General features: G+C 35.0%; 14 protein-coding genes and 1 pseudogene. 11 read left to right on the forward strand and 4 right to left on the reverse strand.

What is annotated here, in order from left to right:
- A complete protein-coding gene (locus J4T77_RS05020; protein ID WP_190321451.1) occupies positions 1-1,530 on the reverse strand; it encodes a UDP-N-acetylmuramoyl-tripeptide--D-alanyl-D-alanine ligase in 1,530 nt (509 codons plus the stop codon).
- Positions 1,531-1,713: 183 nt separating this feature from the next.
- Between J4T77_RS05020 and J4T77_RS05025 the strand changes: the two genes are divergently transcribed.
- From J4T77_RS05025 to mdh, 7 genes are read left to right on the forward strand one after another with little or no spacing between them, the layout of a single operon-like run.
- Entirely contained in the window at positions 1,714-2,481 is a 768-nt protein-coding gene (locus J4T77_RS05025) for a hypothetical protein (protein WP_070356981.1), read from the forward strand.
- A 16-nt stretch (positions 2,482-2,497) separates the two neighbouring features.
- On the forward strand, positions 2,498-2,755 hold the full coding sequence (locus tag J4T77_RS05030) for a hypothetical protein (RefSeq protein WP_010082357.1): 258 nt from the start codon (positions 2,498-2,500) through the stop codon (positions 2,753-2,755).
- A 3-nt stretch (positions 2,756-2,758) separates the two neighbouring features.
- Entirely contained in the window at positions 2,759-3,127 is a 369-nt protein-coding gene (locus J4T77_RS05035) for an HIT domain-containing protein (RefSeq protein ID WP_010082356.1), read from the forward strand.
- 18 nt (positions 3,128-3,145) lie between these two features.
- Positions 3,146-3,499, forward strand: coding sequence for an NADH-quinone oxidoreductase subunit A (locus J4T77_RS05040; protein ID WP_006279576.1), 354 nt, complete (start codon positions 3,146-3,148; stop codon positions 3,497-3,499).
- Between the two features lie 3 nt (positions 3,500-3,502).
- Complete coding sequence (locus tag J4T77_RS05045) at positions 3,503-4,009, forward strand: NuoB/complex I 20 kDa subunit family protein (RefSeq protein ID WP_006279574.1); 507 nt, start codon at positions 3,503-3,505, stop codon at positions 4,007-4,009.
- Positions 4,002-4,574 carry an NADH-quinone oxidoreductase subunit C gene (locus tag J4T77_RS05050; RefSeq protein ID WP_006279573.1) on the forward strand — a complete coding sequence of 191 codons (573 nt, stop codon included), beginning with the start codon at positions 4,002-4,004 and terminating at the stop codon, positions 4,572-4,574. Before J4T77_RS05045 ends, J4T77_RS05050 begins: the two co-directional genes overlap by 8 nt.
- 3 nt (positions 4,575-4,577) lie before the next feature.
- Entirely contained in the window at positions 4,578-5,528 is a 951-nt protein-coding gene (gene mdh, locus J4T77_RS05055; protein ID WP_190321450.1) for a malate dehydrogenase, read from the forward strand.
- 33 nt (positions 5,529-5,561) lie between these two features.
- On the opposite strand, the gene J4T77_RS05060 is transcribed toward mdh, so the two are convergent.
- The 3 genes from J4T77_RS05060 to J4T77_RS05070 are packed head-to-tail and all read right to left on the reverse strand — an operon-like array spanning position 5,562 to position 7,418.
- The gene (locus J4T77_RS05060) at positions 5,562-6,323 is read right to left on the reverse strand and encodes a TatD family hydrolase (RefSeq protein WP_190321449.1); all 762 of its coding nucleotides are present in this window, start codon (positions 6,321-6,323) and stop codon (positions 5,562-5,564) included.
- Positions 6,320-6,766 carry an RNA pyrophosphohydrolase gene (locus J4T77_RS05065; protein ID WP_007548581.1) on the reverse strand — a complete coding sequence of 149 codons (447 nt, stop codon included), beginning with the start codon at positions 6,764-6,766 and terminating at the stop codon, positions 6,320-6,322. Before J4T77_RS05065 ends, J4T77_RS05060 begins: the two co-directional genes overlap by 4 nt.
- 34 nt (positions 6,767-6,800) lie before the next feature.
- Entirely contained in the window at positions 6,801-7,418 is a 618-nt protein-coding gene (locus tag J4T77_RS05070) for an AAA family ATPase (RefSeq protein WP_022626414.1), read from the reverse strand.
- Between the two features lie 179 nt (positions 7,419-7,597).
- On the opposite strand from J4T77_RS05070, the gene rsfS reads away from it, so the two are divergent.
- The 4 genes and pseudogenes from rsfS to J4T77_RS07595 all read left to right on the forward strand — a co-directional run bounded on the left by rsfS (position 7,598) and on the right by J4T77_RS07595 (position 10,735).
- Positions 7,598-7,915, forward strand: a complete 318-nt coding sequence (gene rsfS, locus J4T77_RS05075; protein ID WP_006279567.1) for a ribosome silencing factor — start codon at positions 7,598-7,600, stop codon at positions 7,913-7,915.
- Positions 7,906-8,049 (forward strand): hypothetical protein, encoded by a 144-nt coding sequence (locus J4T77_RS05080; RefSeq protein WP_190321448.1) that lies wholly within the window; start codon positions 7,906-7,908, stop codon positions 8,047-8,049. Before rsfS ends, J4T77_RS05080 begins: the two co-directional genes overlap by 10 nt.
- Positions 8,050-8,145: 96 nt before the next feature.
- Positions 8,146-9,396: a tyrosine--tRNA ligase gene (gene tyrS, locus J4T77_RS05085; protein WP_007548582.1), complete on the forward strand. Its 1,251-nt coding sequence runs from the start codon at positions 8,146-8,148 to the stop codon at positions 9,394-9,396.
- A gap of 398 nt (positions 9,397-9,794) precedes the next feature.
- Positions 9,795-10,735: pseudogene (locus tag J4T77_RS07595) on the forward strand (IS5 family transposase).
- Positions 10,736-11,082: the final 347 nt, after the last annotated feature.

The following is an 11,082-nucleotide window of genomic DNA, read 5'->3' on the forward strand; positions in this document are numbered from 1 at the left end:
TTAATATTTTATTACGAATTCCCGTACAATAAGATCCATTTTCATTCTTCGTGAGCCTTTAACTAGAATTGCGTCATTATTCTGAATAATGTTAGCTAAATCACTTTTCAATTGATTAGAATCATTAAAATGCGTGCCTCTTATATTATCTGGCAAAAGCTCATGCAATTCTAACATAAATTTACCAACTGTATAAACTTTATCTATATTATTTTCTGTGATAATCTTAACCAAATCTGTATGAAACTCTATGCTTTCATCACCAAGTTCCAACATATCACCAAGCAAAGCTACTTTTCTCTGATTAGAATATGTACTCAAAGTTTTTATTGCAGTTTTCATCGAAGCAGGGCTGGCGTTATAGGAGTCATCAATTAAATGTATATATTTTTTATTGCATTTGACCTTATGAATATTGCCTCTACCTTTCGCTACACTAAAATTCTTAAGTGCAAGTGGTAATTTTGATAAATCAAGTCCAAGGCTTTGCACAACTGCTGCAACAGCAAGTAGCGAATAAGCAAAATGCTCACCTTGTACACGTAAATTACAGTTTATAATTTGATTATCACTCAGCCTGATTTTTAAACTTAATCTATTAGCAACTCGGTTTGATGTCATTCCAGCGCGTGACGCTGGAATCCAGTCTTTATTATACAACCGTCTGATATGCTCATTTGCAATTGAACTTCCTGGATCCAAGTAGTCAAGCACTGGGATGACAGAAGATAGTGCTGAAATGACAGAAGATTCATCGTTTCTTATTAAGTTTAGTAAACAAACTTCAGCATTTTTATCTTTACCGAAGCTTATTACATTTCTATTGGCGTGTGATGAGAGATAATCATAATATTTATTATCTCTGCTTAAAACCAAAGTACCGTTATTTTTCATACCATACAGAATTTCTAACTTCGCTTGTGCAACGTCAAATAGTGATGAAAAATTTTCAGTATGTGCAGGTTCGATGTTGGTAATAACTGCAATATTCGGATTACTAATTTTTGATAATTCTTTTATTTCACCAGCTTTATTCATTCCCATTTCAAGAATTAAGTACTGGCAGTTTTTTGGAGCTTTCAGAATTGTCAAAGGCAATCCTATATTATTATTTAAGTTACCTTCGTTTGCATGGGACACTCCATATTGCGATAAAACAGTGTGTAGCATATCCTTTGTAGTGGTTTTTCCGACACTACCTGTAACTGCAATAACTTTAGCATCAATAAGAACATTTCTAATGTAATATGATGCCATATCGTGCAAAGCTTTCAGGGTATCTTGTACAATAATGAGAGGGAAACTTTTATATTTACCCTCACTCACTATTGCAGCGATAGCCCCTTTTAAAAACGCTTCATGCAAAAAATTATGGCCATCAAAATTCTTTCCCTTGAGGGCAATAAATAAATCACCTTTTTTTATGCTTCTTGTGTCCGTTGAAATATTTGAGCTATGTATCCAATTACAACCATTTACGTCTCTTCCGCCAGTTGCATCAATGATATTATTTGTGTTCCATTTAAACATAATTTAGAGTATTCTTTATAATAAATTGAACAATAAAAGTAGCGAAAATACTACATGTTTTAGACAATGTGCAAATAATGGTTGCAATTCCTATAATTCTATCTTATAATGGATATAGAAGTTTAAATTTTTTCGTCTATAATTAAAATGTATTTAGTTGTAGAAAGTACCTTGGGGGTATGTATGTTCACAGGAAAAAATGAAAAATCTACTTCTATACTAGCTAAAGTTGGTAATGCAGCTTCGGGAGTAGGAAGTTTTCTGGGTAGAGGTGTAAAAGTTCTAGTCAAGGGTGCAGTGTACCCTATATGGCCAAAGAATTGGTTTAAGTCCTGGGATGAAATGCGGCATGACATAAAAAATGGCGGACGTTCTATTATTGGCAACCCACTTGAAGAATATGATCCACCTATAGAAACCACACAAGCTAGTGAGGATCTTGGTGTCCAAATAATGGAGCAAAAGAAAGGAACAGGAAAGGTAACTTTTTTAGCATCAAGGACTCTGACAGGGGATATACCCTATTTGACGCCAGAACGATTAGGTGAAATAAAGCAAAACCTGCCAAATGTAACTATCTTTAAAGAAGAAAATAAAATTGTAATTGAAGTTGATGTTAAAAAAATAATTGAAGACATTAAATATAAAGGAAAGAGTCCAGAGGAGATAAAAAAGCTTGCTATTGAAGAAATTAAACAAAAAGTTGACGGTAACCTTAAAGATCTAGCAAAAATTACTGGTGGAGAATTTAAAGTTCACACAGACTTAAAATTGCTGTATGGTATTGCAGAAAAATTGTATAAGGAATATGATAATCAAAAGCAGTCATCAGACAAAGTTGTGAAGTCTGATGTTGGTCAGCCTTCAGAAACTATAGCTTCAGGTGAGAAAAAATGGGCGCAAGAAGCTATAAAAGCAGGTAAGTCGCAAAGTTGTGGAATGCAAAAATAAGTTATAGGGGAGTATTATGAGTGAAGCTAAAAAAATAGAGGAAAGACATCATAGTCTAACTGTTCCTGGGGATATGTATCACTTACAACCAGGAGTTATTACTGGAAAAAGGGTAAGTGGAATAGAACCCTTTTTGAAAGAACAGCAGGACATGGTAAAAGTAAGGGAACTTGTAAGCTCTTTAAATCTTGAAGATGCTTCTGGTGATGCGATAAAACCACTATCTACACCTAATGTAGAGAAAAACGAAGAAAGAGGGAAAGGTCGCTCTTAAAATATGAGCAATGAAGTTTATGATAGCGATAACATCTTTGCTCAAATATTAAGAGGTGAGTTACCTTGTGAGAAGGTACATGAAAATGAAAATGTACTAGCTTTTCATGATAAGTACCCTGACGCACCAGTTCATATTTTAGTTATATCAAAAAATCAATATATTTCATATGATGATTTCATTCTAAAAGCTCCTGAAGAGGAAATAGCGGATTTCTTCAAAACTGTAAGAGAGATAGCACACAAATATAATCTAGAAAAAACAGGATATAGATTAGTCACTAACTACGGTGAAAATGGAGAGCAGGTTGTACCACACTTTCACGTGCATATTTTAGGTGGTAAAAAGTTAGGAAAGCATGTAAACTCATAGTGTTATATGTTTTGTTAAATGAGCGAATATTTAACCATAGTAATCTTTATCTGCGTATCAATTGTAGTATCTTTTGCTTTAGGTATATTGCCTATGTTTCTTGCAGTGAGTAAGCCAGATGGTGAAAAGCTTTCCACATATGAGTGTGGCTTCAATCCACTATCCAGTGCAAGGAAAAATTTTGACATTAAATTTTACCTAGTTTCAATATTATTTATAATATTTGACTTAGAAATTGCTTTTCTTTTTCCTTGGGCTGTTTCTTTATCTAAGATAAGCTATGGTGGATTTTGGTCTATGATGGTATTTCTTGCAATACTCACTATAGGTTTTATCTATGAATGGTGTAAAGGTGCATTAGAGTGGGAGTAGTTTATGACAAATCAAATTCTATCTAATGATGACTGGGGTCGTTATAAAAAAGAAGGGTTTCTTGTCACTAAATTTGGTGATTTAACAGATTATGTAATGAATTGGGCAAGGTCTGGTTCATTGTGGCCAATGACATTTGGTCTTGCATGTTGCGCAGTTGAGATGATGCATACTGCATCCAGCCGTTATGATCTTGATAGATATGGTATAATGTTTCGTGCAAGCCCACGTCAATCAGATGTGATGATTGTTGCTGGCACACTAACTAATAAAATGGCAGCAGCATTGCGCAAGGTTTATGATCAAATGGCAGACCCGAAGTATGTTATTTCCATGGGAAGTTGTGCAAATGGTGGTGGTTATTACCATTACTCTTATTCAGTAGTCCGAGGCTGTGATAGAATTGTGCCAGTTGACGTGTATGTCCCTGGATGCCCACCAACCGCTGAGGCGTTGCTATATGGAATGCTATGCCTACAAAACAAAATAAAACGGACTCGGAATGGATAAAACTGCAAAGTATATACAAAAAAAGACCAAATGCGAGTGCATTCAAAAAGATGATGGCATTATTGTAATATATTCAACTTTAGATGAAATTGAAAAGTACCTATTCTTTCTACGTGATGATGAAAAGTGTAGGTTTGAACTATTAGTTGATATTTTTGGGGTTGACTATCCAAATAGAGAGAAGCGTTTCGAGCTAATATACAATCTACTCAGCATTGTGCATAATATTAGAGTACACATAAAGCTTCAGTTATGTGAAAGCGACATGCCTCCAAGTGTAGCGAAGATATTTAGTACGGCTTTGTGGTTTGAGCGTGAAGTGTTTGATATGTATGGAATAGAGTTTTCTGATCACCCTGATTTGCGTAGGATTCTAACAGACTATGGATTCAAAGGTCATCCAATGTTAAAAGATTTCCCTCTCACTGGTTATGAGGAAGTAAGATATGATATAGAGACAAAAAAGGTTGTGTATAATCCTATAGATTTACCGCAAGATTTTCGTATGTTTGATAGCTTATCGCCTTGGGAAGGTAAAACCATAAAAGTAAATACAAAGGAGTAGAAAATGACAGTACAAAGAAAAAAAATATCTTTAATCGGTGCAGGAAATATCGGTGGAACTCTCACCCATATGATTGCACTAAGGGAACTCGGTGATGTTGTTTTACTTGATATTAGTGATGGAATACCACAAGGTAAAGCACTCGACATAGCAGAATCATCCCCTATTGATGGATTTAATGTCAATATTACTGGCACAAATAGGTATGAAGATATAAAAAACTCCGATGCAATTATAATAACCGCTGGCATCGCTAGAAAACCTGGAATGAGCAGGGATGACCTCCTGCAAACCAATGCTAAAGTAATGAAGGAGGTTGGCGAAAATATTAAAAAATATTCTCCAAACGCGTTTGTAATAGTGGTTACCAACCCTTTGGATGCCATGGTTTCAGTGGTGCATAAATTTTCAAACTTTCCAACTAATATGATTGTTGGCATGGCAGGAGTGCTTGATTCTTCCCGTTTTCGTTACTTTCTTGCAAGTGAGTTAAATATCTCAGTTGAAGATATATCTGCTTTTGTGCTTGGAGGACATGGCGACACTATGGTACCACTAATCAATTGTGCTTCAGTTGCTGGAGTTCCACTTACTCAAATTATCGATATGGGTCTTATCACACAGAAAAAAGTCGATGAAATAGTTGAACGCACTCGCAATGGCGGTAAAGAAATAGTTGATCTGCTTAAGTCTGGATCTGCATACTACGCTCCTGCATCTTCAGCTATATGCATGTTAGAATCATATTTAAAAGGTAAGAGGCGCATATTACCATGTGCTGCTTACCTTAATGGTGAATATGGTGTAGAAGAGTTGTTTATTGGTGTTCCTGTAATTATTGGAAAAAACGGAATTGAAAAGATCCTAGAAGTTAAAATGAATGATAGTGAACAAGAAATGTTTAATAAGTCTGTAAACTCGGTGAGAGAGCTGGTGAAATCTTTAGGTTCATAAGCAAATTAATGGTTTTATAGAGCTTCTTTATAGCTAAAACAGCCTAAAAAAGTTGCTTGTGGTTACCTTCGCTACTTGTTCTGGTGACTCATTCCACAACTCTGCCAAACAATCAACAACGTATTTCACCATTGCTGGTTCATTCTTTTTTCCCCTATAAGGCTCAGGTGATAGATATGGTGCATCAGTTTCGACTAAAACACGCTCGCGTGGTACATTTTGTGCAATTTCTCTGAGTAAGCTCGCATTTTTAAAAGTAATAATTCCAGAAAATGAAATATATAACCCCAAATCTATAGATTGATAAGCAAGTTCTTTAGAGGAAGCAAAGCAGTGCATTACTCCACTAAAAGCACCGGCTTTCATTTCTGACCTTAACATATCGATCATCTCATTATCAGCGCTTCTTGTGTGAATAACTAAAGGTAGTCCAGTTATTCTTGACGCTTCTATATGTAATGCAAAACTTTTTTTCTGATTGTCTTTGTTGTCAGATTTATAAAAATCTAACCCGGTTTCACCGATACTAATTACCTTTTGGTTCTTGGTAAATTCAACTAATTCATCAACATGTATACACTCACCGTTTTCTATAGCAGCATCAAGCGGATGTATACCAACAGAGGAGTAGACCTGATCATAGGATGAAGAAATTTTTAATAACTTAGGAACATCGTCAATGCTTACGCATATGTTATGCAAAACCTTTACACCATTTTGCTCTGCCCTTGAAATTACTTTTGGTATTTCATCGTCAGAAAAATAAATCAAGTGGCAATGAGAATCTACTATCATGAGCTTATTGTTGAGGCTTTTATTATAGAAGAAAACTCTTCTATCACTGTTTTATAAACTTCTTTTTTAAATGATATAGCACTGGCTACTAAACTATCTATACCTTGCCAACGCCACTCTTTGAACTCTGGATGACCAGTATAATTAATATCAATGTCCTCATCCTCTCCGCAAAACTTCATTAAGAACCACCTTTGCTTTTGACCAGAATATTTTCCATTCCAGCATATTGGTATAACTTCTTCAGGCAAGTTGTAGTATATCCAATCCTTGCTTTTAGTTATAACCTTTACTTTATTAGTACCAACCTCCTCTAGCAACTCACGTAACGCTGCTTGTTCCAGTTCCTCACCATCATCAACACCTCCTTGTGGCATCTGCCAGTAAGAATCGCTATCAAAGCGTTTTCCAATAAAGGCATGTCCTTGTCTGTTAAATAGCATTATGCCAACACAAGGACGGTACTTATCTTTCTGCTCAACCACGAGTACGCTCTGTTTTTAAATGATTTGTTACAGAAGTTTTAATTAATTTTCCATTTTTTTCTTTCTTCATCTCTTCAACAATTTTCTTTGCAACTTCCTTTGCACTCAAGTTCGAGTTATCAATTTCAAGCGAACCCTCAGGTATAAATAGCCTTTTCCCTTCAATTTTCTTTATAGCAAAATCCGGATCAGTAATTTTATTTTCCTGATATCTCTCTTCTGATTGGACACGTCTTACTAGTTTTTCATTATTACAATGTAATACTACAGAAAAAATTTCCATGTCCATTTTTTTACTTAAATTTACCACTGAGTTATATAATCTTTGGTCATAGGGATCACCCTCTATCAATTCATTTGTAAATATATAATGTTTTGATTTTACGTAGTGTTTTTCCAGTATTGCTAATACATTTTCCCTAACTGCAAAAATTTTTTCCCATAGGTCATCTGGAACTTCAGCGTTTTGTAATTTAACAATATCAAATATAATATTATTGAATAGATTATTGCTTACTATTACTGCACCAATGATTTTACACAGTTCCTTTGCAGTAGTAAACTTACCACTGCCTGGAAAGCCGATTAAGTAGATGAGAGTCTTGCCCATAATGAATACTAGTAAAAAGCTATTTTCAATTATATAAAAAGTATATACATTGTACATGCTAAAAACATGATGATAAAATAGATGCAGGTAATACCTTTAACAAGTAGTTGCGTTGAAAATAGTTCATATTTAGAAATTTTGAGTATATAATTATAAATGAATCATATAACCTGTAAACAATGCTTAGCGATATGGAATCGATAAGAAGTACAATTGAAGAGATAATAGATCAAAATAAAGGTCATGATATAGTAACTTTTGATGTGCAGAATAAAACCGTTATTGCAAAATATATGATTATTGCATCTGGTGATTCAAGCCGTCACGTTAAAGCTTTAGCTGAGCACGTAATAAAAAGCCTCAAGCCACATGATAAAATAGATGTAGAAGGTATGGATGAAGGCAATTGGGTAGTTTTGAATTTTCAAGGCATAATGGTTCACATATTCAGGCCGGAAGTAAGGGAGTATTATAAAATAGAAGAGTTATGGAACTGATTGCCTGGATAGCTGGTGCACAACTGCACAAACGTTGTAATTTTGAAGGCAACTCCTGCACAGGTAGTGGTGTCATGAAAGTAGCTGACACTGGATCCAGTTTTTCATGCAATTTCATCGGAAACGTTGTATAGTGTGCTTGTTTATAATTAAGTTCCAGTGTCTGGGCACTGGCTTCTCTATTAGGGTTACCTTCGGCATTAATGACAGGATAGACTGGGGTTTATAAAATGAAACACGCATCTGAATTTTTAAATTTCATCCAAGAAAGAGGGTACCTATACCAATGCACAAACATTGAAGGACTAGATCAATTATTATTGCAGAGCAATTATATAGTTGCATACATTGGGTTTGATTGCACAGCACCAAGTCTTCATGCTGGTCACCTAATTCAGATTATGATGCTCTGTCACCTACAAAAATTTGGTTATAAGCCGATAGTCTTACTTGGAGGTGGCACAACAAAAATTGGTGACCCATCCTTCAAAGATAAAGCAAGAAGCATCTTGCCTGTAGAGAACATCAATCAAAATACATCCAGTATAAGGAGAATATTAGAGAAAATGGTATCTTTTAATGACAGCAAGACTGGTGCAATGATAGTAAATAACGCAGATTGGTTGGATAACATAAAATACATAGATTTTTTGCGTGATATAGGAGCTTATTTTTCTGTAAATCGTATGCTAAGTTTTGATAGTGTGAAAACCAGGCTGGATAGAGAGCAAACCTTAAGCTTTCTAGAATTTAATTACATGCTATTGCAAGCTTACGACTTTATTGAATTAAACAAAAAATATGATTGTCGTCTGCAGATTGGAGGGTCAGACCAGTGGGGAAATATAGTAAACGGAATTGAACTTGGAAAAAAGTTGAATTTACCTGAGCTATTTGGCCTTACCATGCCTCTTTTATTAAATGCACAAGGAAAAAAAATGGGCAAAACTGAAAGTGGAGCAGTGTGGCTTGATGATAATATGCTAAAGCCTTACGACTACTGGCAATATTTTCGCAACGTTGATGATCAAGATGTTGGACGTTTTTTAAGATTGCTCACTGATGTGCCAATTGATGAGATTAGAAAATTAGAGTCTTTAAAGGATCAAGAAATAAATGAAGCAAAAAAGGTCTTGGCAACAGAAGTGACAAAAATATGTCATGGTGACAAAGAAGCGGAACTTGCACAATTTGCTGCAATTTCTGCTTTTGAGAATGAAGATAGCTCACTACTTCCTGATTACATCATAAAAAAAGAACAAGTTGCAAGCGGCATATCCTTAGTAGACCTACTACATGACACCGGTTTTGAACCTTCAAAAGGCGCTGCAAAGCGTTTAATACAGGGCAACGGATGCAAGATTAATGATAATGTTGTAAACAATATTGATCATGTAATAAATTTCGAAAGCTTTAAAGATCAGCCATTTATAAAATTATCTGCAGGAAAGAAACGCCATATAAAAGTTGTGGTAGATTAGGTCTCGAAGTAAGAAAACAAATTTTATACAAGTGAGAAATTAGATATGGAGCAAATTTTCAAAATTCGAGAATTATGTATAAAACAACTGGAAAGATAGTAGAAAGCGAAATTCTATTATATATAGCTAAAGTGGCTTAGGTTTACCTACAATTTGAAAAACAACAAATTCGTCATTTCGCTACTCATTAGCGGAATCTATACCGCGAATGAATCCATAACTGTACGGACATTGCAATTTGGGCCTACCAGGAGGGCAATGCCTCTTATCCAAGTACCCTCTTCTTGTCATCCAAGTAGCCGACACTGGGATGGCTTTGCTGCATAGCAACTGAAAAAATCTGGTGGCTACTGACAAAATTCATTATAAAATAGCCATTTAACCTTGAAAGAAAAAATATGCCACAAAAAATGAGGGTCAGTAACCATAGCGAATATAACAAATTTCTAGAAAAAAGAGGAAATATTTTTCATTATATCAACGAAGCCATAGAAAAGTGGTACGAGAATGGTCCAAAAATACCAGGTGGCAACAATATTTATAGCGATAAAGTTGTAATTTTGGTGCACATAATAACTTGTTTATTTAGAATAGGCCTGAGGCAAACAGTTGGGTTTATAGCAGGATACCTTGAGCAAATTGGGAAAAATTTGCAAGTTATCAGCTATTCACAATCATCAAGAAGGTTTAAGAAACTCAATATTAAGATCAATGATTGCAGAAAATAATATGGAAGATATCGAAATTGCTATAGACAGTACAGGAATTAGTATATACAACAACACTCCTGGTCATAGCAAAGAAAATAGCGAAGATAGAAAGTATCGCAGCTATGAACAGACAAGAAAATTGCATGTAATGTTGAATATAAACAACAAAAAAGCCATAGCTGTAAAATACAGTAACGGCTGATCACTATGGAGCTTGTGATTTGCTAAAAGAAGTCGATTTTCAGTATGTCATAAAAGTACTATATGCAGATAGGGCATATGACAGAGAAAAGCTCTATAAGCTGTGTAATCAATATGGTATAAAAACGAAAATTCCTCCGAAAAACAACGCAGCAGAGCATCCAAAGTTAGACTATATGGCTGAGAGAAATTCTGCAGTCAAGCTCATAAAGTCATATGATGAAGATGGTATAAAGAAGTGGAAAAAAGAGATGAGTTATGGAAAAAGATCTTATATAGAAAGTTTTTTCTCGCGACTGAAACAAACATTCGGGTTTAGTTTTAGGAATAAATCTGAGACAAATAGAGAGAAGGAACTACTTGTTAAATGCTATTTGCTCAATAAGTTCACTGATATTGGTATGGCTAAATTTGAGATAGCTTCATAAATTTATTGTGCGTTACCTACTATCCGAAGAGCGATGCAACAAAGCCCATGCACTGGAATGACAGCAGTCCTACGTCATACCGCGATTCATTCGCGGTATCTCTTAACATAGATCCCTTACTTAACCGTCATACCTTAACATAGATCCCGCTAACAAGCAGCGGGATGACGGTTGTCGTTTAGCTACAAACATTAAGAAATTTACCAAATAAAAAAAAGGCAAAAGAAGCCCCGTGGTTGGCTAATTACTTACATTATACTTTCAAGTATGGCGTTTTTTTATTCTAAACGCTTAATAACCACGACTCAGCTGCTTTTAAGCTGCAACTAATCTAAATTATAAACATT

The organism is Wolbachia endosymbiont of Drosophila innubila (genome assembly GCF_021378375.1).
Taxonomy (GTDB): Bacteria; Pseudomonadota; Alphaproteobacteria; order Rickettsiales; family Anaplasmataceae; genus Wolbachia; species Wolbachia pipientis.